Below are 24,527 nucleotides of genomic sequence, written 5' to 3'. Positions count from 1 at the left end.
TCGTTGCGGACTTCCATTGGGAATTTCGCTCAACCGGCGCTCTCCCCGGGCGGGCAAACATAGCCCAGATCCGGGAAAGCCTTTGATTATATGGTGATTTCCCGCGGTTTGTCGAGCGGACGGGCGGGAATGGCCGGCAACGCCGGTCCGGATGCCGGAACCGGGCAATCATACTCCCGGCCGCCGGTACTGCACCGCCTGGGCGACGTGGCGGGCGGCCAGCCTCTCCTCGCCATCGAGATCGGCGATCGTCCGGGCCACCCGCAGCGCCCGGTGCAGGGCCCGCGCCGAGCCGGCCAGCCGGCGCATGGCCTGCGACAGCAATGCCCGGGCCTCGCCGTCCATCCGGCAATGCTCGTCCAGTTCGGCGCCGGCCAGCGCGGCGTTCGGCTTGCCCTGGCGGGCCATCTGGCGCTGCCGGCAACGCAGCGCGCGCTCGCGCACCGGGCCCGACGGCTCGCCCGGCGGGCCGGACAGCCAATCGAGGTCGGACGGCGGCAGCGCCACGTGCAGGTCGATCCGGTCCAGCAAGGGGCCGGACACCTTGCCCGCGTAGCGCGCCACCTGGTCCGGCGTGCAGGCGCAGGCCCGGGCCGGATGCCCGCGCCAGCCGCAAGGACATGGATTCATCGCCGCCACCAGTTGGAAGCGGGCGGGGAACTGCGCGGCGTGGAGCGCCCGGGCAATGACCACCCTGCCCGCCTCCAGGGGTTCGCGCAAGGCTTCCAGCGCGCGCCGGCTGAATTCCGGCAGCTCGTCCAGGAACAGCACCCCTCGATGCGCCAGGCTGATCTCGCCCGGGCGGGGCCGGCTGCCCCCGCCCACCAGCGCGGCCACCGAAGCCGAATGGTGCGGCGCCCGGAACGGCGGCTGCCCCATCGGCGCGTCGGACAGGCCCGCCAGGGCCGCCACGGCGGCCGCCTCCAGCGCTTCGTTGCGCGCCAGGGGCGGCAGCAGGCCGGGCAGGCGCGCGGCCAGCATGCTCTTGCCCGCCCCCGGCGGGCCGATCATCAGCAGGCTGTGGCCTCCCGCGGCGGCGACCTCCAGCGCCCGCCGCGCCCCGGGCTGCCCCCGCACGTCCGACAGGCACGGGACAGGCGGGGCCGCGGGCCAGGGCCGGGGAACGGCATCGGGCAGCCGGCAGGCGCCGGCCGCATGCGCGGCCACGTCGGCCAGGCTGCGCGCGGACAATACGCGCAGGCCGGGCACCCAGGCGGCCTGTTCGGCGCTGCCCGCGGGCAGGATGAGCGTGGCGCCGGGCGCCTCGCGGGCGACGCTCAGCGCGATGACCAGCGGCGCGGCGACCGGCACCAGCGCCCCCGTCAGGGAAAGCTCGCCGGCCAGCACCAGGTCGGCCAGCGTCGGATCCGGCGCCGGCGCCTCCGCGACGCCGCCGTCGGAAGGCGCGGCCAACTGGCCCGAAGCCAGCAGCAGGCCCAGGGCGATGGGCAGGTCGAAGCGGCCCGATTCCTTCGGGATGTCGGCCGGCGAAAGATTGACGGTGATCCGGCCCGGCGGAAACTCGAACCCGCTATTGAGGATGGCCGCGCGCACGCGCTCGCGGCTTTCGCGCACCTCGGTGTCCGGCAGGCCCACCACGTTGAAGCTGGGCAGGCCGGGGCCCAGGTGCGCCTCCACGCGCACCGCGTGGGCATCCAGGCCGCAAAGGGCCCGGCTGGCAAGAACGGCGAGCGTCAAGGCGGTCTCCCAGATGGACGTAAACCGCCAGTATCCGCAAAGGACGGGCGGCCCGCCGCCCCGAAAGCGACAAAACGGTCCCGCCCGCGCGCGGCCTGGCGGCGGCCAACGAAAACGGCCGCTCGAGGCGGCCGCAAGAGACGAACCCGGCCGCTGCGCGGCCCCCTGCTATTTGTCCAGGGCGGACAGACGCGATTCCAGTTGCTGCACCTGGGCGGCCAACTGGTCCACGCGAGCGCGGGTACGGGCCAGCAGATCGGCCTGGACGTCGAACTCCTCGCGCGTCACCAGGTCCAGCTTGGAGAACGCCTGCGTCATCATCGCGCGCATATTGCGCTCCACGTCCGCGGCCGGGCTGCGGGCGATCAGGTCGGAAAGGTTCTTCTGGATGTCTTCCATCCATTGGGTGCGATTGTTCATGACGGCCTCACTATGTTCTTGATGCCTCAAGTGTAGTGCGTCGGAGCGCCGCCGCGCATGCGCTACCGCCCTTCACTTCACGTTTTCATCCAGAAACGCCCGGATGACCGCCCCGATCTGGGCGCCGTGCGTCTCCAGCGCCAGGTGGCCGGTGTCGTAGAAGCGCACGTCGGCGCCAGGGATGTCGCGCTTCCAGGCCTCGGCGCCCGCGGGCAGGAAGAACGGATCGTTCTTGCCCCAGACCGCCAGCAGGGGCGGCTGGTGCTTGCGGAAGTAGGCTTGGAATTCCGGGTACTTTTCCACGTTGGACGCGTAGTCCAGGAGCAGATCGAGCTGGACCTCGGCATTGCCCGGCCGGGACACCAGGAAGCTCTCCAGCGCGATGGCATCGGGCGCGACCAGGGTGGCGTCCGGGACGCCTTCCAGATACTGCCACTCGATGGAGGCGGGCGTGGAGAACTCGCGCAGCGCATCGCGGTTCGCTTGCGACGGCTTCTTCCAATACTCCTGGATCTGGGCCCAGCCCGGACCCAGCCCTTCCTCATAGGCGTTCCCATTCTGCGAAACGATGGCGCTGACGCGAGACGGATTCGCCACCGCGAGGCGCCAGCCCACGGGAGCGCCGTAGTCGAAGACTTGCATGGCGTAGCGCTCCAGCCGCAACTGCTCGGTGAACTGCCCGATGGTCCTGGCGAGCTGGTCAAACGTGTAGGCATATTGCCCGCGGGCGGGCGCCTCGGTGAATCCGAAGCCCGGCAGATCCGGCGCGATCACGTAGTACCTGTCCGCAAGCAGCGGAATGAGGTTGCGGTACATGAACGACGATGCCGCGTACCCGTGCAGCAAGAGCACCGCCGGCGCCCGCCGGTCGCCCGCCACCCGATAGAACACCTTTACATCCCCCACCTGCTCGAACCGGTGGTGGACCTGGCGGCCCGCCGCAAGCGCTCCCCCCGTCAACGACGCCGCAGCCGCGCCGGCCGCTCCCTTCTGTTCATTCGTAGCCATCTCGAAATCTCCACGTAACCCAATAAACGAGTTTTAAAGGTTACACCACGCATAAGTAACTGGTAAATTCTTTTTTTTGGGTTACATTGGCGGAATGCCAGAAAACGCAACCGCCCAGAAGGCCCCGCTGTTCGTGGGGGACGACCTCGCGCTCGACTTCATCAACAGTGAATTCGGCGTGGGGCCGGCCCATCATGAGTGCTTCACCGACGACCATGCCGTGCTGGCATGGTTGAAGCTGGCCGGCGTGCTTCCTCACGGCATCGAGGCGCCCCCCAAGGGCCTGATGAAGCTCGCCCTTCAATTGCGTGAAAGCGCAAAATGCTTGCTGAACGCGGCCAAGCTGGGGGGAGAGGCTGACGCCAGCATCGTCAACCACGTTCTCAGGGCCGGCCGTCGCTCGAAGGAATTGGAGTGGGACAGCGCGAGCAACGCTTTCAAGGTGGTAAGGCGGCGCCTCCAGGAGGACGCCGCCAGCCTGCTCGAACCCGTTGCCCAGGCCGTCGTCATGCTGCTGACCGACGCGCCGCTGGATCTCGTCCGGCAATGTGAAGCGCACGACTGCACGCTCATGTTTCACGACAGGACGAAGTCGCACCGGCGCCGCTGGTGCAGCATGGCGGTGTGCGGCAACCGGATGAAAGTGGCGGCATTCCGGTCGCGCAAGAAGGGATAAGGACGCGCACTTACGGCTTGACCGCAATCGCGATTTTTCCCTGGATGCCGTTGTTGGGACGCTCCAGCCGGGCATGGGCGAGCGGAATGTCGGCAAGCGGATAGACCGCGCCCACATGCGGCCGTAGCTGGCCGCGCGCCACCAATGCGCTCAATTCATCGAGCTTCCCGCGGTTCTGCCTGGTGAACACGAAGTGATAGCTTGCGTTCTTGCCCCAGGCCTGAACAACGTTTTGCGGTTGCGCGATGTCCACGATCGAGACGACCCGGCCCAACTGCGCAAGCGCGTCGGGGCTGCGCGACAAGGCGTTGCCGCCTATGGTGTCGAACACGACATCGACGCCGCGGCCCCCGGTTTCCCGCAAGACGGCGTCGACATAGTCTTCTTTTTCGTAGTCGATGACGACATCGGCGCCCACGCTGCGCGCGAATTCGATGTTTGAGTCGCGCACGGTGGTGAATACCCTTGCGCCGATCGCTTTCGCGAGCTGGATCGCCACGTGGCCGACGCCTCCCGCGCCGCCGTGCACCAGGATGCTCTCCCCCACCCTTAGCGCCGCGCGCGCAACCAGCGCTTCCCACGCCGTCCCGCCGACCAGGGTCAGGCTCGCCGCCTCAAGATGGCTCAGGGAAGCAGGCTTCTTCCCGACGATGCTTTCGGCAGCGACGTGGTACTCGGCATAGCTACCCGGCCCGTCGAATATTTGCGGCGTGTACCAGACTTCGTCTCCGGGCACGAAGGCCGTCACGCCCGGTCCGACCGCCTCCACCACACCGGATACGTCGTGGCCGGTAATGGCCGGCAGCGGCACCAGGTCGGGATAGTCGCCGCGCCGGACCTGGTAATCCAGGGGATTGATGGAGGTGGCATGCACCCGGACCAGGACTTGCCCGGCGCACGGCACGGGCTTGGGCACGTCGCGCAGCTCGAACGATTCCGGGCCGCCAAATGACTTCAATACGATCGCTTTCATGGTTGATCCTAATTTCGATAAAAAGGGATATCGGGAATTCCAGATATATAGAGGCAAAAAAAACTACAGCTCCTTCCCGATGATCTCGGCAAGCGCGCTGATGGCTGCTTCGTTCCGTTTGTAGTAGGTCCACTGACCGATGCGCCTGGCCTCGACCAGGCCTGCCCGTTGCAGCGTTGCAAGGTAATCGGACACCGTCGACTGCGACAGCCCGACGCCTTCCTGGATGCTGCTGACGCAAACGCCCACCGTCAGCACGTCACCTTCGTCCTGCGGCGGGAAACTGTTCACGGGATCCTTCAATCCTTTCAGGATTTCAAGACGCGTGCGGTTCGAGAGGGCTTTGAATACTTCGAGCAAATCCATGAACGCGATAATATCGGAATTTCCCGATATGTCAATACGCCCTTCCCCACCCAGCAGGACTCGCGGCTCTCGGGGCGGGCGGAAGCAAAAAAAAAGGGCGGGCCGCATGCGGTGACCGCCCTTCAAAGCACAGGAGAAAACCGGGCTGCCATGGCGGCAACCCCCTACCAACATCGATACCCGCCGGACCGCTGCCCGCGGTCCGAGCCGTCCGTCGAACGGCCTGAACTGTTGTCGATTCTTCTTCAGCCGCCCTTGCGCAACAAGCCGATGCGTGTAAACCCTCGTATCACGAGCCAGGCCTTGCGCGCTCCGTTTCACCGCCCGCCGGCGGCCCGCCGGGCGCCCTGTATTTCCGGGCGGAGCCATGCGCCGCAAGGCTGAGCGGGCCGTTCCCCATTCTTGGCAAGCACGCGAATTAGGAGCATCTGCCGACATGAATCGCAACTGGGGCCGCATCAATTCGCAACACATGACGGGTTTGGAACATATTTGGTTGCATGCCCTGGACGCCCTTCCGCACGCACCAATTTGAAGCTCGGCCGCGGTGCACGGCGCACTAGGTTGGTGCTTGCAAGCACAAATTGCGGGCCCTCCCCGTCTTCTTCCGGCGCTGCGCGATATGGCATGGAATTTGCTTGATACCCAGGGCCAACGTGCAACCATGAGAGGAAATGCCATGAAACTCATCATCGCCATCATCAAGCCCTTCAAGCTCGACGAAGTGCGGGTGGCTCTATCCGGGATCGGCGTCCAGGGCCTGACCGTTACTGAAGTGAAAGGATTCGGCCGCCAGAAAGGCCATACCGAGCTGTATCGCGGCGCGGAATACGCCGTCGACTTCCTGCCCAAGCTGCGCGTCGAGGCCGCCGTGCCCGACCACCTCGTCGACCAGGTCATCGAGGCGATCGAAATGGCCGCCCGCACCGGCAAGATCGGCGACGGCAAGATCTTCGCCGCGCCTTTGGAACAAGTGATCCGGATCAGAACAGGCGAAGCCGGCGAAGCTGCGCTCTGAACGAATAAATAAAAACTCAATGGAGCCTGAAAATGGATAAAGCAGATATCTCCTGGTTGCTCGTCTCTACCCTGCTTGTATTGATGATGGCCGTACCCGGTCTGGCGATGTTCTATGGCGGCCTGGTACGCAGCAAGAACGTGCTGTCCGTGCTGCTGCAAGTGCTGTGCACGTTCGTGCTGGGCCTGGTTCTCTGGTTCATCTACGGATACTCCCTCGCGTTCACCGAGGGCAACGCCTTCTTCGGCGGCCTGTCGCGCGCCTTCTTCTCCGGCATGTTCACGCCGGCCGACGGCTCGTACGCCATGTCGAACACCCTGACGGAGCTGCTCTTCGCGTCGTTCCAGGCCACGTTCGCCGGCATCACCTGCGCGCTGATCGTCGGCAGCTTCGCCGAACGCGCGCGCTTTTCGGCGGTGCTGGTGTTCACGGTGATCTGGTTCACGTTCGCCTACATACCCATCGCCCACATGGTGTGGTTCGCGTCCGAAACCGCGCCGGGGCTGCTCAACGCCAAGGGCGCGCTGGATTTCGCCGGCGGCACCGTGGTGCACATCAACGCCGGCGTGGCCGGCCTGGTGGGCGCGTACGTAGTGGGCAAGCGCGTGGGCTACGGCCGCGAGGCGATGCAGCCGCACAACCTGCCGATGACGTTCGTGGGCGCCGCCCTGCTGTGGGTGGGCTGGTTCGGGTTCAACGCGGGCTCGGCGCTGGCCGCCAACGAGAACGCCACGCTGGCCTTCTTCAACACCATGATCGCCACCGCCGGCGCCGTGCTGGCCTGGCTGTTCACTGAGTGGGCCGTCAAGGGCAAGCCCTCGATGCTGGGCGCCGCCTCCGGCGCGATCGCCGGCCTGGTGGGCATCACCCCCGCGGCCGGCCTGGTTGGCCCGGTGGGCGCGCTGGTCATCGGCGTGGTCGCCGGCACGGTCTGCGTCTGGGGCGTGAACGGCCTGAAGCGCCTGCTGCGCGCCGACGACGCGCTGGACGTGTTCGGCGTGCACGGCGTGGGCGGCATCGTCGGCGCCCTGCTGACGGGCGTGTTCAACGCGCAGGTCCTCGGCGGCCCCGGCCTGGCCGAGGCCGGCATGATCGGCCATCAACTGTGGGTCCAGCTCGAAGGCGTGCTGCTGACCATCGTCTGGTCCGGCGTGGTGGCCTGGATCGCCTACAAGATCGCCAACGCCCTGTGCGGCATGCGCGTGCCGGAAGACCAGGAGCGCGAAGGCCTGGATGTCACGAGCCACGGCGAATCCGCATATCATAGTTAGCCCACCCCCGAGGCGCCTTTGGCGCCTCCCCCTCGAGGGGCGCCGCGTATGGACCGGCGGAGCTGGATCCATCGCGGCCTGGATGAGGTAGCAGCGATTGGTTGCGAAGCGGTAAACAAAAGCCCGAGACCTTTGTGGTCTCGGGCTTTTTCCATTCCCCGGCCGAAGCGCGCTTCAGCCTGGGCCCAGCGCGTCCAGGTCTACCGGCAAGGCGCGGTTCAGGGCGGCCGCCACCTTGACGCGCAAGGCGTTGGAATGCGCGCGGCGCACTTCGCGCTTCACGTCGAGCAACTGCTGCGGGTGCATGGAGAACTCGGTCAGGCCCAGGCCCAGCAGCAGGCGCGTCATGCGCGAATCGCCCGCCATTTCCCCGCACACGGCGACCGGCTTGCCGGCCCGCTCGCCCGCGTTGATGGTGTGGGCCACTAGGCGCAGCACCGCCGGATGCAGCGGATCGTACAGGGCGGCCACGTCGTGGTCGCCGCGGTCGATCGCCAGCGTGTACTGGATCAGGTCGTTGGTGCCGATGGACAGGAAGTCCAGCGCCTGGGCAAAGGGCTCGATCGCGATGGCGATGGCGGGCACCTCGACCATGGCGCCCACCTCCATGTGCGGCGCATAGGCCTGGCCGCGGGCGTCGAGTTCGCGGCGGGCGGATTCGATGGCCGCCTTGGTCGCCACGACCTCGTGCATGTGGGCGATCATCGGGATCAGCAGGCGCACCGGGCCGTGGGCCGACGCCCGCAGGATGGCGCGCAGTTGGGTCGCGAACATTTCCGGGCGCGCCAGGCAATAGCGGATGGCGCGCTGCCCCAGGGCGGGATTGGTGGCCACGGTGGCCTCGCCGTCCAGCGTCTTGTCCGAGCCGATGTCCAGCGTCCGGATCGTGACGGGCCGCCCGGCCATCACTTTCACGACGGACGAATAGGCTTCGTACTGTTCTTCCTCGCCCGGCAGGTCCGGACGCCCCATGAACAGGAATTCGCTGCGGAACAACCCGATCCCGTGCGCGCCGGAGGCCAGCGCCAGGGCGGCCTCTTCCGGCAGTTCGATATTGGCGTGCAGCACGATGTCGATGCCGTCCAGGGTGACCGACGGCTCGTCGCGCAGCAGGCTGAGTTCGGCGCGCTCGTCCGCGTAGGCGGACTGGCGGCGGCGGTATTCCTGGAGGATGCGGTCGGACGGGTTGACGATCACCGCGCCGGCGGCGCCGTCGATGATCAGCATGTCGCCGTCGCGGACCAGTTCGCGCACGTTGCCCATGGCCACGACGGCGGGCACGCCCATGCTGCGCGCCACGATCGCGGTGTGCGAGGTGGGGCCGCCCAGGTCGGTCACGAAGGCCGCGAAGCGCCCCCCGCGCAGCCGCAGCATGTCGGCGGGCGAGATGTCGTGGGCCACGACCACCAGCGCATCGTCGCCCCCCATGTGGGACATGTCGGGCAGGATCGCCGAGGAGCCCGCCAGGACGTGCAGCACCCGTTCGATGACCTGGCGCACGTCGGCCCCGCGTTCGCGCAGGTACTCGTCCTCCATCGCGTCGAACTGCTGCCCCAGGATCTGGCCCTGCGTGGTCAGCGCCCATTCGGCGTTGTAGTGGCGTTCGGCGATCAGGGCCAGCGTCTGTTCGGCCAGCAGCGGATCGCCCAGCAGCAGGCTGTGCACGTTCAACATGGCGCCCAGCTCGCGCGGCGCGTCGGCCGGCAAGGTCTCGGCCAGTTGCAGCAGTTCCTGCTGCGCCGACGCCAAGGCATCGGTCAGCCGGCTGCTTTCGGCCGGAATGTCCTCGGGCGAGATGCGGTAGTGCGCGACCTCGAGCGCCGCGGCGCCCATGACGACGGCACGCCCGATCGCGTATCCCTTGGCTACGCCTTTGCCGTACAGACACACGACGGGGCTGGCAGAGCCAGCCCCGTCGTGTGTGTCCGTGAGGGTCGCAGACGAGCCGGCCTGGCGTGCGTTCAGGCCGGCGGATTCAGAAGATGTTCTATTCCTGCTCACCGAATTTGCTGTCGAACAGTGTTTCAATTTCGGAAAGGGCTTGCTCGGCATCGTTGCCCGAAGCCTCCAGCCTGACCGTCACGCCCAGCCCGGCCGCCAGCATCATGACACCCATGATGCTCTTGGCGTTCACGCGCTGCGCGCCGCGCGAGATGAAGATCTCGCTGGAAAACTTGCTCGCCAGTTGCGTCAGTTTGGCGGCCGCCCGGGCGTGCAGGCCCAGTTTATTGCTGATGACGATGTCTGTATTAGGCATAGGGAATATTATGACCGCGGCTTGGCGCCGCAGTATGGATTGCAGCAAAACGTCGAACCGCTCACCGGCATGAAAATATCAGCCGACATAATAGGGCAAATTTCCGCCCGTCAGTCTACACGCAAGACGCCCTGCACTCCCCCGGCCAGGGCCTTTTCGCGCGTTTCGGCCAAGGGCAGGCCGCGATAGGTCAGGGCCCGCAGCAGCATGGGGGTGTTCAACCCGGCCAGCACACAGCACTGGATGCCTTGCGCCTGGGCGTCGGCGACGGCCCGCTTGGCGATGTTGGCGGGGGTGGCGCCGATCAGGTCGGTCAGCACCAGCACCCCGGCGCCATGCTCCTGCTCCAGGATGTCCTTCAGGACGTCCGGAGCCAGATCGTCCGGCCTGTCTTCGGGCTGGATATCGTGAATGGCCAGCATGCCGTCAAGGTTGCCCATGACGTGGCTGGCGCATTCGCGCATCGCCGCGCCCAGGGGCGCGTGCACGACGATGACAATACCCGTGGTCATGGCGGATTCCGGGAGTTCAGGCCGAGGCTTTGGCCGCCACGGCTTTTTCCAGCGCCGTGACGAACATGCCCGCGACATCGAAGCCAGTCTGTTCCGCGATCTCGACGAAGCAGGTGGGGCTGGTGACGTTGACTTCGGTGACGTAATCGCCGATGACGTCCAGGCCGACCAGCAGCAGGCCGCGCGCGGCGAGCTTGGGCGCCACGGCCTCGGCGATTTCCCGGTCGCGCGGCGACAGCGCCTGGGCGACGCCGCGTCCGCCGGCCGCCAGGTTGCCGCGCGTTTCTCCGGCCAGCGGGATGCGGGCCAGCGAGTACGGCACCGGTTCGCCGCCGATCAGCAGGATGCGCTTGTCGCCCTTGACGATGTCGGGGATGTAGCGCTGCGCCATGATGGTGCGCGCGCCGTTGTCCGTCAGCGTTTCCAGGATGGCGTTCAGGTTCGGGTCCTTGGGCTGGAGCCGGAACACGCCGGTGCCCCCCATGCCGTCCAGCGGCTTCACGATGACGTCATGATGCACGTCATGGAAGGCCTTCAGGCGGGCCATGTTGCGGGTCACCAGCGTGGGCGCGGTGAACTCGCTGATTTCGGTGATGGCCAGCTTTTCCGGGTGATTGCGGATCGCGGCGCCGCCGTTGAATACCCTGGCGCCCTGCGCCTCGGCGTATTCGAGCAGGTGGGTGGAATACACGTATTCCATGTCGAACGGCGGATCCTTGCGCATGACCACCGCGCCGAATTCCGCCAGCGGCAGATCCTGGGCGGCGGACTCGCGCCACCAGTCGTGGCCGTGCAGATCGGCGTCCGCGGCCAGTTCGATGGGCGTGGCGACGGCCTTGACCGTGCCGCCCTCGATGTAGAGATCGCCCTGCATGGCCACGCTGAGCGTATGGCCGCGCGCCACCAGGGCGCGCATCATGGCGACTGAGCTGTCCTTGTACGCCTTCAGCAGCGGCAAGGGATCCAAAACGAACAAAACGTGCATCGCGACACCCTGAACGGACGCCGCCTTCCCTCGCGGGAAGGCGGCTTTGTGACATCGTAGCGCAGAGCCGCCCAATAAGCGAACCCGCCGGTCCACGGAGCGGACGGCGGGTTGAACGAGCGGCCGGGCCTCCCAAGAGGCCGAGGCTGGAGCTCAGGCCGCCGATTCGGGCTTGCCCGCGGGCACGGCCTTCTTCTTGGGCGCCAGCACCATGACCATCTGACGGCCTTCGAGCTTAGGCATGGCTTCGACCTGGGCAAGTTCCAGCAGATCGTCGCGCACACGTTCAAGCACCCGCATGCCGAGTTCCTGGTGGGCCATTTCGCGGCCGCGGAAACGCAGCGTCACCTTGGCCTTATCGCCTTCCTCGAGGAAGCGGCGCAGGTTGCGCAGCTTGACCTGGTAGTCGCCCTCGTCGGTGGCCGGACGGAATTTGACTTCCTTGACCTGGATGACCTTTTGCTTGGAACGGGCTTCGGCCTGGCGCTTCTGCTCTTGGTACTTGAATTTGCCGTAGTCCATCAAACGGCAGACCGGCGGCTCGGCGTTCGGCGCGATTTCCACCAGATCCACGTCGTTTTGCTCGGAAAGACGGAATGCGTCGGCGATCTTGACGATGCCGAGCTGTTCTCCGTCCAGACCTATCAGGCGCACCTCGGGGACGCGGATTTCACCGTTGATGCGATTGGCTTTTTCAGTGGCGATGTTGAAAGCTCCTAGAAATGTTAAGCAGCGCTGCTGTCAGGGTTGACGACGTCGCGGCGGGTGGACACATCCTCGGACAAGCGCGCGACGAAGTCGTCGAATGCGATGGCGCCAAGGTCCAATCCGCCCAAACCGCGCACGGCTACGGTGCCGTTTTGTTTCTCCTTGTCGCCGACGACAAGGATGTACGGCACCTTTTGCAGGCTGTGCTCCCGAATTTTACGAGTGATTTTTTCACCACGCAAATCGGACTCTACTCTAAAGCCTTGTTTTTTCAGGCTTTGCGTGATTTCCGCCGCATAATCGGCGGAAGGTTCGGAAATGCAGCATACGACGGCCTGCACCGGGGCCAGCCAAGGGGGCATCGCGCCGGCGTGGTTTTCGATCAGCATGCCGATAAACCGCTCCAGCGAACCGAGGATCGCCCGGTGCAGCATGACCGGCGGGCGGCGCTGGTCGTTCTGGTCCACGTACTCGGCGCCCAGGCGCACGGGCATGGAGAAGTCGACCTGGATCGTACCGCATTGCCAGTGGCGGCCGATGGCGTCCTTCAGGGTGTATTCCACCTTCGGGCCGTAGAACGCGCCTTCTCCGGGCGAAATCTCGAATTCGCAGCCCGTGCGGCGCAGGCTTTCCATCAGCGCCTGTTCGGCCGTATCCCAGACTTCGTCCGAGCCGATGCGCTTTTCAGGACGCGTGGCGACCTTGTACAGCACTTCGGTGAAGCCGAAGTCGCGGTAGACCTTCTGCAGCAGGGCCGTGAAGTCGGCGCATTCGTCCTGGAGCTGTTCTTCGGTACAGAAAATGTGGCCGTCGTCCTGCGTGAAACCGCGCACGCGCATCATGCCATGCAGCGAGCCCGAGGGTTCGTTGCGGTGGCATTGGCCGAATTCGCCATAGCGCAGCGGCAGTTCGCGGTAGGAGTGCAGGCCGGAATTGAAGATCTGCACGTGGCCCGGGCAGTTCATCGGCTTCAGGCCGTAGACGCGGTTCTCGGACTCGGTCGTGAACATGTTTTCACGGTAGTTGTCCCAGTGGCCCGTCTTCTTCCACAGCGACAGGTCCAGGATCTGCGGCGCCTTGACTTCCTGGTAGCCGTTGTTGTTGTACACGGCGCGCATGTATTGCTCGACCTGCTGCCACAGGGCCCAGCCCTTGGGGTGCCAGAAGATCAGGCCGGGCGCTTCGTCCTGGAAGTGGAACAGGTCGAGTTCGCGGCCGATCTTGCGGTGGTCGCGGCGCTCGGCCTCTTCCAGCATGTGCAGATAGGCTTCCTGCTCTTCCTTGGTCGCCCAGGCCGTGCCGTAGATGCGCTGGAGCATCTCGTTCTTGCTGTCGCCGCGCCAGTAGGCGCCGGCCACCTTCATCAGCTTGAAGACCTTCAGCTTGCCCGTGGACGGGACGTGCGGGCCGCGGCAGAGGTCGACGAAGTCGCCTTCGCGGTACAGGCTGAGCGTCTCGTTCGAGGGGATCGAGGCGATAATCTCGGCCTTGTACTTTTCGCCGATGCCCTTGAAGAATTCGACGGCGTCGTCGCGCGACCATTCTTCGCGCGTGACGACTTCGTCCTTCTTGGCCAGCTCGGCCATTTTCTTCTCGATGGCGGCCAGGTCTTCGGGCGTGAACGGGCGCTTGTACGAAAAATCGTAGTAGAAGCCGTTGTCGATCACCGGACCGATGGTGACCTGGGCGTCCGGAAACAGCTCCTTGACGGCATAGGCCAGCAGGTGGGCCGTGGAGTGGCGGATCAGGTCCAGGCCGTCGGCGTCCTTGGCGGTCACGATCGCCAGGCGGGCATCGCCCTCGATGCGGAAGCTGGTGTCGACCAGCCTGGATTCCGCGCCCTCAAACGTGACTCGCCCGCCCAGGGCGGCCTTCGCCAAGCCCGTGCCGATCGATTGCGCCACTTCGGCAACCGTTACCGGCCCCGGATATTGGCGCTGCGAACCATCGGGCAATGTGATCTGTACCATCGGGAGTATTTCCTGGGAGGTTCTTGGAACTGAAAATCAAAAAACGGAAACGAAAAACGCGGCCTGGAAGCCGCGTTCTGTTGATTGTCTTGCTGAGTCCTGCCGCTGACCTGACACGGAGAAACCCGACGCACGAAAAAACTAACGCGACATAGGGCGAAAGTTCCGGGTCGTAGTTCGTGCCAGCGGGAAAAACATGGTCTTGGAGCCTGTGCGGGGCGCAGTCAATGAAAGCTGCGCTTATCGTCGACGATTGTAGCACTATTTACGTCTTTTCCGTGGCGAAAGCGCGACAGTCCGGCATGGCCCCCTACCCCAGGCCGCGGCAGCCGGCCAGGGTTGCCAACGCGTGGGCCACACCCTCTTGCCAGGGCGGCGCATGGATGCCGAACACGCGGGCAAGCAGGCGGGTGTCCAGGCAGGAATTCGAGGGTCGGCGCGCCGCGGCCGGATACCGCGACGAAGGCACGGGCTCGATGTCCTGCGGCCTCGAATCGACCGGCAGGCCCGCGCGCCAGGCCTGCGCGGCGATGAAACAGGCGTATTCGTGCCAACTGGCCGCCCCCGCCGCCGCCAGATGGTACAGGCCGAACGGAAAACCGTCCCCGTCGTTCTCCAGGTAGCGCGCCACGGCCAGCGCCGTCGCGTCGGCGATGTAGGCCGCGCCCGTCGGAGCGCCGCGCTGGTCGTCCACCACCCGCAGCGCCCTGGCCTGGCGCAGCGCCGTCAGCACGGTCTTCAGGAAGTTGTCGCCCACGACCCCGTAGACCCAGGAGGTCCGGAACACCAGGTGGGCGGGATTCGCGGCCTGGACGGCGCGTTCTCCCGCCAGCTTGCTGCGTCCATAGGCATTCAGGGGCGCCGGCGCGTCGTCCTCGGCGTACGGGCCGGGCTTGGCGCCGTCGAAGACGTAGTCGGACGAATAGTGCACGATCAGCGCGCCGCGGCTGGCGGCGAGCGCGGAAAGCTCGCCCGCCGCTTCGCCATTGATCCGCATCGCGCGCACCGGATCCTCTTCGGCGCGCTCGACGGCGGTGAAAGCCGCGGCATTGACGACGACGTCGGGCTTTTCCCGGCGGACCAGCCGCGCCAACTGCAAGGGATGGGTCAGGTCGCAATCGCGCCTGCCCGCCGCCGCGACCTCGCCCAAGGGCGCAAGGCTGCGCCGCAGCTCGAAGCCCAACTGCCCGTCCCTGCCCAACAGCAGAATCTTCTTTGGCATGCTTCCCGCCCGCCTGGTCGGCCCAGCGCACTAGGGTGCAACAGTCCGATTTTGGCGCGTTTCCTGTGCGGATAGCCAGACGAAAACGTAATCTGCCCACTCGAATCTAGGACCGATGGCAAACCCAGCGCGGGGCCGGCCGCCGGCATTCCGCCCAAACCGACTGTGGATGCACAGATGAAACCTGTCTCAGCGCCGAACACCGAAGCGCTTCCCTCTTCGACCCCCGCGCGCGCCGATGCCGGCGACCTCCCCGGCACGCGCCAGCACCTGCTCATGTCGCGCCCGCCGCCCGTCGTCAACGTCGCCATCCTCGACGACCATCCCGTCATCGCGGTGGGCGTGGGCGCCTACCTGGAAAGCCGGCCCGGCTTCCGGGTCCTGCACCAGGAAACCTCCTCGCGAGGGCTGCTGGAAAAGCTGTCCCATTCTCCCTGCGACGTGGCGCTGGTGGATTTCTACCTGCCCCTGGAACCCTGGGACGGCGTGAGCTACTTGCGGCGCCTGCGCCGCTATCACCCCAACATGGCGATCATCACGTTCTCGGCCGGCAACCGCCAGGAAACCCAGTACGCCGCCTTCCGCGCGGGCGCCAACGGGTATCTGGCCAAGCAATGGGGCATGGGCCTGCTGCCGGAAATGATCCGCGGCGTGCTCGGCGGCAAGCATACGTTCCTGTCGGTGCACGACGGCAGGATCCAGGCCCGGGAGCCCACCGCCCCGCACGAGACGCTCACGGCCTCGGAAGTGGAGATACTGCGCCACATCAGCCAGGGCCTTTCCGTGACGCAGATCGCGGCGCGGCTGGTTCGCAGCAAGAAGACCATCAGCACGCACAAGCGCTGCGCCATGCGCAAGCTGCAGCTTTCCGACGACCTGTCGCTGGCGCTGTACCTGCGCGAGAAATTCTCGAATGACTGACGATGGCGGCCAGCCGCCATCGCCCGCGGCGCCTAGATGATGCGCGAGTAGCTGGCGCCGCTGGCCGCCGACTGCAGATACCGGTCGAAAGCCATGGCGACGGCGCGCACGAAGTACCAGCCCAGGCCGGTCACGTGCAGTTCTCCAGGCCGCAGGTCGACCAGGCCCAGTTCGGCCAGATTGGCCATCTGCAGCAGCTCCTGGCTGAAGTAGTCGCCGAACCGCAGTTTGTGGCGCGCCTCGATCCGCGCGAAATCCACCCGGCCCTGGCACATGACGTCCATGATGACTTCGCGCCGCGCCAGATCGTCCCCGCTCAGCGCGAGCCCTCTTTCGACCGCGAACCGTCCCGCCTCGATGGCGGCGTAGTACTCGTCCAGCCCTTTCGCGTTCTGGCTGTAGGTGTCGCCGATGCGCCCGATGGCCGACACGCCCAGGGCGACCAGGTCGCGGTCGGGCTGCGTGCTGTAGCCCTGGAAGTTGCGATGCAGTTCGCCGCGACGCTTGGCGATCGCCAGCGAGTCGGAATCCAGGGCGAAATGGTCCATGCCGATGTAGGTGTACCCCTGCTTCAGGAAACCGTCGATGGCGGCGCCCAGCAGGCCGACCCGCGTGGCGCGGTCCGGCAGGTCGGCCTCGTTGATGCGGCGTTGCGGCTTGAAGCGCGAGGGAAGATGGGCATAGGCATAGAGCGCGATGCGGTCGGGCCGCAGTTCGACGACCTGCGCGATGGTGCGGGCAAAGGATTCCGTGGTCTGCAGCGGCAGGCCGTAGATCAGGTCCACGTTGACCGAATCGTAGGCCAGCACCCTGGCGCTGCGCACCAGCGCCTGCACGTCCTCGAAGGACTGCACGCGATGCACCGCCACCTGCACGCGCGGGTCGAAATCCTGCACGCCGAAGCTCAGGCGGTTGAAGCCCAGTTCGCGCAGGTAGGCCAGCCGCTCGGGCGTCGCCGTGCGCGGATCCACCTCGACCGACAGTTCGGCGTCGGGCTCGAAGCGGAACGCGCGGCGCAGGTCCGCCATCAGGCGGGCCAGTTCGGCATCGGAAAGGAAAGTGGGCGTACCGCCGCCGAAATGCAGTTGCGACACGGGCACGCCCTCGCCCAGTTCCCGCACGTGCAAGCCGATCTCGGCGGCGAGCGCGTCCAGGTAGCGGGCGGCGCGGTCATGGTGGCGGGTCACCACCTTGTTACAGGCACAGTAGTAACAGACCGACTCGCAGAAGGGGATGTGCACGTAGAGCGACAGGGGCTCGTCCGGACTCGTGGCGCGCCGCTGCCGCAGCGCCAGCCGGTAGTCCAGTTCGCCGAAACCGGCGTGGTACCGGTCCGCGGTGGGATAGGAGGTGTAACGGGGCCCGTTCTTGTCCAGCCTGGCCAGCAACTGGGGCGGAAAAAAGGGCTTGGCGACCGCGGGGGCCTGGGTTTCTGGCGGTAAAGGACGTAGGGCGGCTTGCATACCCTGAATTATTCCCCCGTGCCGGCCACCCCCCTTTGATCTTGCGCAAACCTTGGCACGTAAAATGCAGCCATTCAAGCCGCACAACGAGGACACCACCATGGGCACTGAATTGGATGGCCGCCTGTTGGCCATGCGCCAGGCATTGGCGATCGCCATCGCCCTTTCCACCCGCAGCAGTCCCCAGGCCACCGGCATGGCGCTGGAACTGCTCAACGACCTGAAGGCCGGCCTGGAGGACGCCCCGTCGGACAGCCCCTTCGAAACCCCCGAATGGGTAGTAGGCGCGCATGACGAACTGGACGGCATCGCCCGCCTGGTGCGCGCCTTCACCCAGACGCCCGAGCCGGACGGCGAAGCCCGGTAGGCCGCTGCCGGGCGCGCCGGCCCAGGCCGGCGCGCCCGCGCCATGACACCCCTTCCCCCTCCCCCCTTCTGGATCACACCGCCCTAGCTGGCCTGACCACCGCTGCGAAAGAGGTGGAATCCCTGTGATCGTTTTCCCTCGAAGCATGAAATTTCCCTTCTTATTCAATGAGGGGATGCCTATATTGGTGGCCTGACCACTGGCATGCGTTCTCGCGACTCCGACAGATGAGCACCTACCAAGCCGTTGCCGTCACCCGCCTGTATCGCGTGATCGCCGACCAGATCGCCGGCCGGATCCGGGCGGGCGAATTCCCCCGCGGCGGCAGGCTGCCGTCCGAAAGGGAATTGGCCGAGCGGCTCCAGGTCAGCCGCGCATCCATCCGCGAAGCCCTGATCGCGCTTGAAATCGAAGGCTATGTCGACGTGCGCGTGGGCACGGGCGTATTCGTCACCCGGGAAGGCGCCGGGTTTCCCTCGGCATTGGGCGCCCCCGGACGCGCCGCGACCGAACACGACGACATCGGCCCGTTCGACCTGCTGGAGGCGCGCATGCTGATCGAACCCGAGTGCGCGGGCATGGCCGCGCAACAGGCCTCGCCGGCCCAGATCGCGGCCATCCGCGACGCCCATGAAGGCATGTCGCTGACCGATTCCCCCGGCCGGCACGACCGCGAATTCCACAACGCCATCGCCGCCGCCTGCGGCAATGCCGCGGTCGCGGCCGCGGTGGCCCGGCTGTGGGAACTGACGCAGGCAAGCTCGGTGTACAGCCGCATGCAGGATTACTTCGTCAACACCAAGGTCTGGGCCGCGGCCGAGGCCGAGCATCAACGCATTCTGATCGCCATCCAGGCGCGCGATCCGATCCGCGCGCGCCACGCCATGCATGCGCACCTGCTCGGCATCCTGGCTCGCCTGCGGGAGGACTTCGGCGAGGACAACAGCCCCCGATAGCGCCCGTTCCATCCCCACGAGGTTACCGCCATGCCGCAGCGCATTCTCGATCGCGCCTCCCGCGCACCGCCGGTTTCGCCGCAATGGTGCGCGGCGCGTTGAAAAGCACCCAGACGAAGCATTGTTGTAGCGGCTCCACCCGCAGTACCCCTGAAAACGCAGGTGGCATGAGGTTTGCTTGCTGGTGCATGGCATCCGCCGCGCGCCGGCAGACACCTGTCACACCTTTTCCAGCCCGGAGGCTCGCAGTGAAATCGCAAAAATGGTTCTCCTTGAAGCTCGGCGCACTGGTCCTAGCGGCCGCGCTGCCCGCCACGCAGGCCCTGGCCCAGACCAAGGGCGGCACGCTGAACATGATCGTCCAGCCCGAGCCGCCCGTGATCGTCACGGCCATCAACCAGCAGGGCCCCACGCAATTCGTCGCGGGCAAGATCTACGAAAGCCTGCTGACCTACTCCACCGAACTGAAGCCGCAGCCCGGCCTCGCCAAGTCCTGGGAGGCCTCGCAGGACGGGCTGACCTATACCTTCCACCTGCAAGAGAACGTCAAGTGGCATGACGGCAAGCCCTTCACCGCCGAGGACGTGGTGTTTTCGCTGGCGGACATGCTGCCCAAGACCCACGCCCGCGCGCGCGTGATCCTGAACAAGTTCGTGGATTCGGTGCAGGCGCCGGACGCGAAGACGGTCGTGGTCAAGCTGAAGTCGCCCTTCCCCGCCTTCATGCTGATGTTCGAGCCGGGCTTCGCCCCCATCATGCCCAAGCATCTCTACGCCGGCACCGACTACATGACCAACCCGGCCAACCAGAAGCCGGTCGGCACCGGTCCCTTCATGTTCAAGGAATGGAAGCGCGGCGAATACATCAAGCTGACCCGCAACCCCGACTACTGGAAACCGGGCAAGCCCTACCTCGACGAACTGGTGTTCAACGTCATTCCCGACGCCGCCTCGCGTTCGGTGGCATTCGAGCGCGGCAGCGTGGACGTGCTGCGCGGCGGCGACGTCGACAACGTCGACATTAAGCGCCTGCGCGCGCTGCCCAAGGTGGAATACACCACGGCCGGCTGGGAGATGTTCTCGCCCCAGGCCTACCTGATCTTCAACATGCGCAAGCCGCCCTTCGACAACCTGAAGGTGCGCCAGGCCGTCATGGCCGCGATCAACCGCAACCTGGTGGTCAACAACATCTTCTTCGGCCTGGGCAAGGTCTCCACCAGCCCCTTCGTCACCACCGAGATGTTCTACGACAAGAACATGCCGCCGCTGGCGTTCGACATGAAGAAGGCGCGCGCGCTGATTAAGGAATCCGGCATCAAGCCCGGGGACTACACGATCCGCCAACTGAGCTTTCCCTATGGCTCCACCTGGGACCGGCTGGGCGAATACACCAAGCAGGCCCTGGAGCAACTGGGCTTCAAGGTGAACGTGGAGTCCACCGACGCGGGCGGCTGGGCCAGCCGCACCGGCAACTGGGACTTCGACATGACGACCACCTTCACCTACCAGTACGGCGACCCCGCGCTGGGCGTGCAGCGCCTCTATATCTCGTCGAACATCGTCAAGGGCTCGCCCTTCGCCAACGTGCAGGGCTACAGCAACCCCGAGACCGACAAGCTCTGGGAGGCCGCCGCCTCGGAAGTGGATTCCGCCAAGCGCCAGGAGATCTACACCAAGCTGCAGACCACGCTGGTCGATGAAATCGCCAACGGCTTCCTGGTGGACATGGAGTTCCCGACGCTGTATCGCGCCAACGTGAAAAACCTCGTCAAGACCGCCATCGGCCTGAACGAGACGTTCGACGACGTGTACATCGAGAAGTAAGCGTCGAGGGGAGCGCCGCCGCGGGCAATCGCGGCGGCGCTCCCTGCGGCCGCGACGCAAGCACGGCGCCCGTCCACGGAGGAGCCCAAGCATGAAATTCCTGTCTTTCCTCGTGTCCCGCGTCGGCAAGGCCCTGGTGGTCGTGCTGGGCGTGGTGATCATCAATTTCTTCCTGATCCGTCTGGCGCCGGGCGACCCCGCCGCCGTGCTGGCAGGCCAGGCCGGCGCGGGCGATGCCGCCTATGTCGAACAGTTGCGCGTGGCCTTCGGCCTGGACAAGCCCATCATGACCCAGTTGCTGCTGTACCTGAAGGGCGTGGTCCAACTGGACCTGGGCTTTTCGTACCGCAACCACGTGCCGGTGCTGGACCTCATCGTGGAACGCCTGCCGGCCACCTTCCTGCTGATGTCGTGCGCCTTCGTGTTCTCCATCGTGCTGGGCGTGTTCCTGGGCGTGGTGGCCGCCAAGGCCCGCTACCGCAACAAGCGCCGCTGGATCGACAGTTCGGTCATGACGGGCGCCCTGCTGCTCTACGCCACGCCGCTCTTCTGGCTGTCGCTGATGGGCATCCTGCTGTTTTCGGTGGTGCTGGGCTGGCTGCCGGCCTTCGGCATGGAAACCGTCGGCGCCGGACTGTCCGGATGGGCCCGCGCCGGCGACATCGCGCAGCACCTCATCCTGCCGACGGTGACGCTGGGTTGTTTCTTCATGGCCGTGTACGTGCGGCTGACCCGCGCCTCCATGCTGGAAGTGATCGGAATGGACTTCGTGAAGACGGCCCGCGCCAAGGGCGTGAGCCCCGGCCGCGTGATCCGCGCCCACGTCCTGCGCAACGCGCTGCTGCCCGTCATCACGTTCGCCGGCATCCAGTTGGGCCAGATGGCGGGCGGAGCGGTGCTGACCGAGACCGTCTTCGCCTGGCCCGGCATCGGCCGGCTGATGTTCGACGCGCTGCTGCAGCGCGACTACCAGTTGCTGCTGGGCATTTTCCTGGTCACGTCCATCATGGTCGTCGTATTCAATCTGGCGACCGACGTGCTGTACCGCCTCATCGATCCGCGCATCGCCGCGGGCGCGCAGCAAGGAGCCGCAGCATGAAGGCATTCGCCCGGCGCTATATGCGCAATTACGGCGCGGTGGCCGGCCTGGCCATCATGCTGATCGTGGTCATCGTGGCCCTGGCCGCTCCGCTGCTGTATGAAGAGTCGCCGTGGATGATGGTGGCCGATCCGCTGATCCCGCCCTTCACCAATGCCGACTATCCCTTCGGGACCGACATGCTGGGCCGCGACATCACGGCCGGCCTGGTGTGGGGCGCGCGGGTATCGCTGATGGTGGGCCTGCTGTCGACCGCCGTGGCCTTGGTCTTCGGCATTCTGGTGGGCGCGGTGGCCGGCTATTGCGGCGGGCGGATGGACGACGCGCTGATGCGCTTCACCGAATTCTTCCAGACCATTCCGCAACTGGCCATGGCCGTCGTGCTGGTGGCCATCCTGAGCCCTTCCATCTATTCCATCATGGGCGCCATCGCGGTCGTATCGTGGCCGCCCGCGGCGCGCCTGGTGCGGTCGGAATTCATGACGCTCAAGCAGCGCGAATTCGTGCAGGCGGCCATCGTGATCGGGCAGACGCCGGCCCGCATCGTGGGCACCCAGATACTGCCCAACGCCATGTCGCCCATCATCGTGTCGGCCTCCTTCATGGTGGCGACCGCCATCCTGACGGAATCCGCCCTGTCCTTCCTGGGCCTGGGCGACCGCAACCTGATGAGCTGGGGCTTCATGATCGGCGCGGCGCGCACCATGATCCGCGAGGCCTGGTGGATGAGCGTCTGGCCCGGCGTGGCCATCCTGCTGACCGTGCTGGCCATCAACCTGATCGGCGAGGGCCTGAACGACGCGCTCAACCCCCAACTGCGCAAGCGCGGCGACTAGGAGGACGACATGACCGAATCCACTCCCTTGCTGTCCGTCCAGAACCTCAGCATCGCCCTGCCCCGGGGCGGCGACCGCCCCTACGCGGTGCAGGACGTTTCCTATGACATCCGGTCCGGCGAGATCCTTTGCATCGTCGGCGAATCGGGCTCCGGCAAATCCATGAGCGCCAACGCCATCATGGGCCTGCTGCCCGACTATCTGACGCCGCAGCAGGGCCGCATCCTGTTCCGCGGCCAGGACCTGCTGCGGCAGGAAGAGCCGGCCCTGCAGGCCATGCGCGGCAAGGACATGGCGATGATCTTCCAGGAACCGCTCTCGGCGCTGAACCCGCTGATGACGGTGGGCGAGCAGATCAGCGAAGTCATGCGGGTGCACGACGCCTACCCCGGCGCCCGGCGCATGGCGCGCACGCTCGAAATGCTGGCCTTCGTCGGTCTGCCCGACCCCGCCGCGCTCTACCACGTCTATCCCTTCCGGCTGTCCGGCGGGCAGCGCCAGCGCGTGATGATCGCCATGGCGCTGGCGCTGGAACCGGCGCTGCTGATCGCCGACGAGCCCACGACCGCGCTGGACGTCACCACGCAGGCGCAGATCCTGGCGCTCATCGCCCGCATCCAGAAAGAGAAAGGCATGGGCGTGATGTTCGTCACCCACGACTTCGGCGTGGTGGCCGAGATCGCCCACCGGGTCGCCGTCATGGAAAAAGGCATCGTGGTCGAACAGGGCCCCGCGGACGAGGTGCTGAACCGGCCCCGCCACCCCTACACGCAACGCCTGATCGCGGCGGTGCCGCACCGCCGCGGCGACGAGCGCGCGGCCGCCGAACACGAGCGGCCCGTGCTGGACGTCAGGAATCTGAAGAAGACCTACGTGGTCGGGCGCGGCTGGCTGGGCGGCAGGCGCGAAGTGCACGCCGTGGACGACGTCAGCTTCAGCGTGCGGCAGGGCGAAACGCTGGGCATCGTGGGCGAATCCGGCTCCGGCAAGTCCACGATCGGCAAGTGCCTGCTCAAGCTGGTGGGCATCGACGGCGGCCAGCTCGTCTTCAACGGCCAGGACATCGCGGCCATGCCGGAAGCGCGCTTCCGGCCTTTGCGCCACGATATCCAGATGATCTTCCAGGACCCCTACGCCTCGCTCAACCCGCGCCATACCGTGGGCCGCATCATCAGCGACGGCCCGGCCGCCAACGGCGTGCCGCGTGCCCGGGCCGAGGCGCGGGCACGCGAATTGCTGGCGCTGGTGGGGCTGGACCCGTCCGCCTTCGACCGCTACCCCAACGAGTTCTCGGGCGGACAGCGCCAGCGCGTCGGCATCGCCCGCGCGCTCGCGCTGGAGCCCAAGGTGCTGGTCGCCGACGAATCGGTATCGGCGCTGGACGTGTCCGTGCAGGCGCAGGTGCTGCAACTGTTGCACGATCTGCAGCAACGGCTGAAGATTGCACTGGTGTTCATTACTCATGACTTGCGCGTGGCCGCCCAGATCTGCAACGCCGTGCTGGTCATGCATCGCGGCAAGGTGGTCGAATATGGCACGCCCGCGCAGATCTTCGACAACCCGCGGCACGCCTATACCCGGCAGCTCATCGCCGCCGTGCCCGGCCAGCACTGGGATCCGTCCCGGGCGCAGGCGGCATGAGCCGATTTTCCGCTCTCGTCACCCCACCAGGAGATACACCGATGCAACGCCCCGCCGCCATACCGACCGTGCAGATCGACAATGAGCAGGTCACCGTCACCGAATGGCGCTTCCCGCCCGGCGGAGAGACGGGATGGCACCGCCACGGCATGAATTACGTCGTCGTCCCGCAGACCACCGGGCCGCTGCTGCTGGAAACGCCCAACGGCCAGGTCACCAGCCAGCTCACCACCGGCGTGGCCTATTACCGCCCCGTGGGCGTGGAGCACAATGTCATCAACCCCGGCGACGCCGAATTCGTGTTCGTCGAGATCGAACTCAAGCGCGCATAGCGAAA

24 protein-coding genes are annotated in these 24,527 nt (G+C 66.2%); 11 read left to right on the top strand and 13 right to left on the bottom strand.

Annotation, left to right across the window (positions count from 1 at the left end):
- Window positions 1–168: 168 nt before the first annotated feature.
- The 3 genes from WHX56_RS15685 to WHX56_RS15675 form a co-directional block, all read right to left on the bottom strand.
- Complete coding sequence (locus WHX56_RS15685) at window positions 169–1,698, bottom strand: YifB family Mg chelatase-like AAA ATPase (RefSeq protein WP_338878310.1); 1,530 nt, start codon at window positions 1,696–1,698, stop codon at window positions 169–171.
- A 168-nt stretch (window positions 1,699–1,866) separates the two neighbouring features.
- Complete coding sequence (locus WHX56_RS15680; protein ID WP_129240479.1) at window positions 1,867–2,118, bottom strand: accessory factor UbiK family protein; 252 nt, start codon at window positions 2,116–2,118, stop codon at window positions 1,867–1,869.
- 72 nt (window positions 2,119–2,190) lie between these two features.
- A complete protein-coding gene (locus tag WHX56_RS15675; protein WP_338878309.1) occupies window positions 2,191–3,126 on the bottom strand; it encodes an alpha/beta hydrolase in 936 nt (311 codons plus the stop codon).
- 94 nt (window positions 3,127–3,220) lie between these two features.
- On the opposite strand from WHX56_RS15675, the gene WHX56_RS15670 reads away from it, so the two are divergent.
- Window positions 3,221–3,802, top strand: a complete 582-nt coding sequence (locus WHX56_RS15670) for a CGNR zinc finger domain-containing protein (RefSeq protein WP_338878308.1) — start codon at window positions 3,221–3,223, stop codon at window positions 3,800–3,802.
- A gap of 10 nt (window positions 3,803–3,812) precedes the next feature.
- On the opposite strand, the gene WHX56_RS15665 is transcribed toward WHX56_RS15670, so the two are convergent.
- Window positions 3,813–4,775 (bottom strand): zinc-dependent alcohol dehydrogenase family protein, encoded by a 963-nt coding sequence (locus WHX56_RS15665; protein WP_338878307.1) that lies wholly within the window; start codon window positions 4,773–4,775, stop codon window positions 3,813–3,815.
- Window positions 4,776–4,838: 63 nt separating this feature from the next.
- Complete coding sequence (locus WHX56_RS15660) at window positions 4,839–5,141, bottom strand: ArsR/SmtB family transcription factor (RefSeq protein ID WP_062680702.1); 303 nt, start codon at window positions 5,139–5,141, stop codon at window positions 4,839–4,841.
- Between the two features lie 679 nt (window positions 5,142–5,820).
- Between WHX56_RS15660 and WHX56_RS15655 the strand changes: the two genes are divergently transcribed.
- Together WHX56_RS15655 and amt are read left to right on the top strand one after the other, a co-directional pair.
- Complete coding sequence (locus WHX56_RS15655) at window positions 5,821–6,159, top strand: P-II family nitrogen regulator (RefSeq protein ID WP_043545226.1); 339 nt, start codon at window positions 5,821–5,823, stop codon at window positions 6,157–6,159.
- A gap of 32 nt (window positions 6,160–6,191) precedes the next feature.
- Complete coding sequence (amt, locus tag WHX56_RS15650) at window positions 6,192–7,430, top strand: ammonium transporter (RefSeq protein WP_129240483.1); 1,239 nt, start codon at window positions 6,192–6,194, stop codon at window positions 7,428–7,430.
- 174 nt (window positions 7,431–7,604) lie between these two features.
- Here the strand turns inward: amt and ptsP are convergent, their stop codons facing one another.
- The 7 genes from ptsP to rfbD form a co-directional block, all read right to left on the bottom strand.
- Window positions 7,605–9,314 carry a phosphoenolpyruvate--protein phosphotransferase gene (gene ptsP, locus WHX56_RS15645; protein ID WP_129240636.1) on the bottom strand — a complete coding sequence of 570 codons (1,710 nt, stop codon included), beginning with the start codon at window positions 9,312–9,314 and terminating at the stop codon, window positions 7,605–7,607.
- Window positions 9,315–9,417: 103 nt separating this feature from the next.
- Window positions 9,418–9,687, bottom strand: coding sequence for an HPr family phosphocarrier protein (locus WHX56_RS15640; protein ID WP_043545224.1), 270 nt, complete (start codon window positions 9,685–9,687; stop codon window positions 9,418–9,420).
- A gap of 110 nt (window positions 9,688–9,797) precedes the next feature.
- Window positions 9,798–10,199, bottom strand: a complete 402-nt coding sequence (locus WHX56_RS15635) for a PTS sugar transporter subunit IIA (RefSeq protein WP_129240484.1) — start codon at window positions 10,197–10,199, stop codon at window positions 9,798–9,800.
- 16 nt (window positions 10,200–10,215) lie between these two features.
- Window positions 10,216–11,184 carry a glutathione synthase gene (gshB, locus tag WHX56_RS15630; RefSeq protein ID WP_129240485.1) on the bottom strand — a complete coding sequence of 323 codons (969 nt, stop codon included), beginning with the start codon at window positions 11,182–11,184 and terminating at the stop codon, window positions 10,216–10,218.
- 153 nt (window positions 11,185–11,337) lie between these two features.
- Complete coding sequence (gene infC / locus WHX56_RS15625; RefSeq protein WP_076812461.1) at window positions 11,338–11,889, bottom strand: translation initiation factor IF-3; 552 nt, start codon at window positions 11,887–11,889, stop codon at window positions 11,338–11,340.
- 20 nt (window positions 11,890–11,909) lie between these two features.
- Complete coding sequence (gene thrS / locus WHX56_RS15620; protein ID WP_129240486.1) at window positions 11,910–13,862, bottom strand: threonine--tRNA ligase; 1,953 nt, start codon at window positions 13,860–13,862, stop codon at window positions 11,910–11,912.
- 310 nt (window positions 13,863–14,172) lie between these two features.
- Complete coding sequence (gene rfbD, locus WHX56_RS15615; RefSeq protein ID WP_338878306.1) at window positions 14,173–15,084, bottom strand: dTDP-4-dehydrorhamnose reductase; 912 nt, start codon at window positions 15,082–15,084, stop codon at window positions 14,173–14,175.
- Window positions 15,085–15,261: 177 nt separating this feature from the next.
- On the opposite strand from rfbD, the gene WHX56_RS15610 reads away from it, so the two are divergent.
- A complete protein-coding gene (locus tag WHX56_RS15610; RefSeq protein ID WP_129240488.1) occupies window positions 15,262–16,005 on the top strand; it encodes a response regulator transcription factor in 744 nt (247 codons plus the stop codon).
- A gap of 32 nt (window positions 16,006–16,037) precedes the next feature.
- On the opposite strand, the gene hemN is transcribed toward WHX56_RS15610, so the two are convergent.
- Window positions 16,038–17,468 (bottom strand): oxygen-independent coproporphyrinogen III oxidase, encoded by a 1,431-nt coding sequence (hemN, locus tag WHX56_RS15605; protein ID WP_338878305.1) that lies wholly within the window; start codon window positions 17,466–17,468, stop codon window positions 16,038–16,040.
- A gap of 100 nt (window positions 17,469–17,568) precedes the next feature.
- Between hemN and WHX56_RS15600 the strand changes: the two genes are divergently transcribed.
- The 7 genes from WHX56_RS15600 (at window position 17,569) to WHX56_RS15570 (ending at window position 24,522) form a co-directional block, all read left to right on the top strand.
- Window positions 17,569–17,835 carry a hypothetical protein gene (locus WHX56_RS15600; protein WP_338881784.1) on the top strand — a complete coding sequence of 89 codons (267 nt, stop codon included), beginning with the start codon at window positions 17,569–17,571 and terminating at the stop codon, window positions 17,833–17,835.
- Between the two features lie 227 nt (window positions 17,836–18,062).
- The gene (locus WHX56_RS15595) at window positions 18,063–18,791 is read left to right on the top strand and encodes a FadR/GntR family transcriptional regulator (protein ID WP_129240490.1); all 729 of its coding nucleotides are present in this window, start codon (window positions 18,063–18,065) and stop codon (window positions 18,789–18,791) included.
- A 248-nt stretch (window positions 18,792–19,039) separates the two neighbouring features.
- Window positions 19,040–20,614 carry an ABC transporter substrate-binding protein gene (locus WHX56_RS15590; RefSeq protein ID WP_338878304.1) on the top strand — a complete coding sequence of 525 codons (1,575 nt, stop codon included), beginning with the start codon at window positions 19,040–19,042 and terminating at the stop codon, window positions 20,612–20,614.
- Window positions 20,615–20,705: 91 nt separating this feature from the next.
- Window positions 20,706–21,713, top strand: a complete 1,008-nt coding sequence (locus WHX56_RS15585; protein ID WP_129240492.1) for an ABC transporter permease — start codon at window positions 20,706–20,708, stop codon at window positions 21,711–21,713.
- Entirely contained in the window at window positions 21,710–22,549 is an 840-nt protein-coding gene (locus WHX56_RS15580) for an ABC transporter permease (RefSeq protein WP_287753352.1), read from the top strand. Before WHX56_RS15585 ends, WHX56_RS15580 begins: the two co-directional genes overlap by 4 nt.
- Before the next feature lie 9 nt (window positions 22,550–22,558).
- Window positions 22,559–24,190 carry an ABC transporter ATP-binding protein gene (locus tag WHX56_RS15575; protein WP_338878303.1) on the top strand — a complete coding sequence of 544 codons (1,632 nt, stop codon included), beginning with the start codon at window positions 22,559–22,561 and terminating at the stop codon, window positions 24,188–24,190.
- Window positions 24,191–24,231: 41 nt separating this feature from the next.
- Entirely contained in the window at window positions 24,232–24,522 is a 291-nt protein-coding gene (locus WHX56_RS15570) for a cupin domain-containing protein (RefSeq protein WP_338878302.1), read from the top strand.
- Window positions 24,523–24,527: the final 5 nt, after the last annotated feature.

The sequence above is a fragment of the Achromobacter veterisilvae genome, assembly GCF_037619525.1.
In the GTDB taxonomy this organism is placed as follows: Bacteria; Pseudomonadota; Gammaproteobacteria; order Burkholderiales; family Burkholderiaceae_B; genus Achromobacter; species Achromobacter veterisilvae.
This window is presented reverse-complemented; position numbering and strand designations above follow the sequence as displayed.

Excerpts from the sequence above, each read along its gene's own strand:
- WHX56_RS15575 (WP_338878303.1), top strand. The coding sequence starts at position 22,559 with ATGACCGAATCCACTCCCTTGCTGTCCGTCCAGAACCTCAGCATCGCC.
- rfbD (WP_338878306.1), bottom strand. The coding sequence starts at position 15,084 with ATGCCAAAGAAGATTCTGCTGTTGGGCAGGGACGGGCAGTTGGGCTTC.
- amt (WP_129240483.1), top strand. The coding sequence starts at position 6,192 with ATGGATAAAGCAGATATCTCCTGGTTGCTCGTCTCTACCCTGCTTGTA.
- WHX56_RS15670 (WP_338878308.1), top strand. The coding sequence starts at position 3,221 with ATGCCAGAAAACGCAACCGCCCAGAAGGCCCCGCTGTTCGTGGGGGAC.
- WHX56_RS15665 (WP_338878307.1), bottom strand. The coding sequence starts at position 4,775 with ATGAAAGCGATCGTATTGAAGTCATTTGGCGGCCCGGAATCGTTCGAG.
- WHX56_RS15610 (WP_129240488.1), top strand. The coding sequence starts at position 15,262 with ATGAAACCTGTCTCAGCGCCGAACACCGAAGCGCTTCCCTCTTCGACC.
- WHX56_RS15635 (WP_129240484.1), bottom strand. The coding sequence starts at position 10,199 with ATGACCACGGGTATTGTCATCGTCGTGCACGCGCCCCTGGGCGCGGCG.
- hemN (WP_338878305.1), bottom strand. The coding sequence starts at position 17,468 with ATGCAAGCCGCCCTACGTCCTTTACCGCCAGAAACCCAGGCCCCCGCG.
- WHX56_RS15680 (WP_129240479.1), bottom strand. The coding sequence starts at position 2,118 with ATGAACAATCGCACCCAATGGATGGAAGACATCCAGAAGAACCTTTCC.
- thrS (WP_129240486.1), bottom strand. The coding sequence starts at position 13,862 with ATGGTACAGATCACATTGCCCGATGGTTCGCAGCGCCAATATCCGGGG.
- WHX56_RS15655 (WP_043545226.1), top strand. The coding sequence starts at position 5,821 with ATGAAACTCATCATCGCCATCATCAAGCCCTTCAAGCTCGACGAAGTG.
- WHX56_RS15675 (WP_338878309.1), bottom strand. The coding sequence starts at position 3,126 with ATGGCTACGAATGAACAGAAGGGAGCGGCCGGCGCGGCTGCGGCGTCG.
- gshB (WP_129240485.1), bottom strand. The coding sequence starts at position 11,184 with ATGCACGTTTTGTTCGTTTTGGATCCCTTGCCGCTGCTGAAGGCGTAC.
- WHX56_RS15570 (WP_338878302.1), top strand. The coding sequence starts at position 24,232 with ATGCAACGCCCCGCCGCCATACCGACCGTGCAGATCGACAATGAGCAG.
- WHX56_RS15660 (WP_062680702.1), bottom strand. The coding sequence starts at position 5,141 with ATGGATTTGCTCGAAGTATTCAAAGCCCTCTCGAACCGCACGCGTCTT.
- WHX56_RS15640 (WP_043545224.1), bottom strand. The coding sequence starts at position 9,687 with ATGCCTAATACAGACATCGTCATCAGCAATAAACTGGGCCTGCACGCC.
- WHX56_RS15595 (WP_129240490.1), top strand. The coding sequence starts at position 18,063 with ATGAGCACCTACCAAGCCGTTGCCGTCACCCGCCTGTATCGCGTGATC.
- WHX56_RS15585 (WP_129240492.1), top strand. The coding sequence starts at position 20,706 with ATGAAATTCCTGTCTTTCCTCGTGTCCCGCGTCGGCAAGGCCCTGGTG.
- WHX56_RS15580 (WP_287753352.1), top strand. The coding sequence starts at position 21,710 with ATGAAGGCATTCGCCCGGCGCTATATGCGCAATTACGGCGCGGTGGCC.
- WHX56_RS15600 (WP_338881784.1), top strand. The coding sequence starts at position 17,569 with ATGGGCACTGAATTGGATGGCCGCCTGTTGGCCATGCGCCAGGCATTG.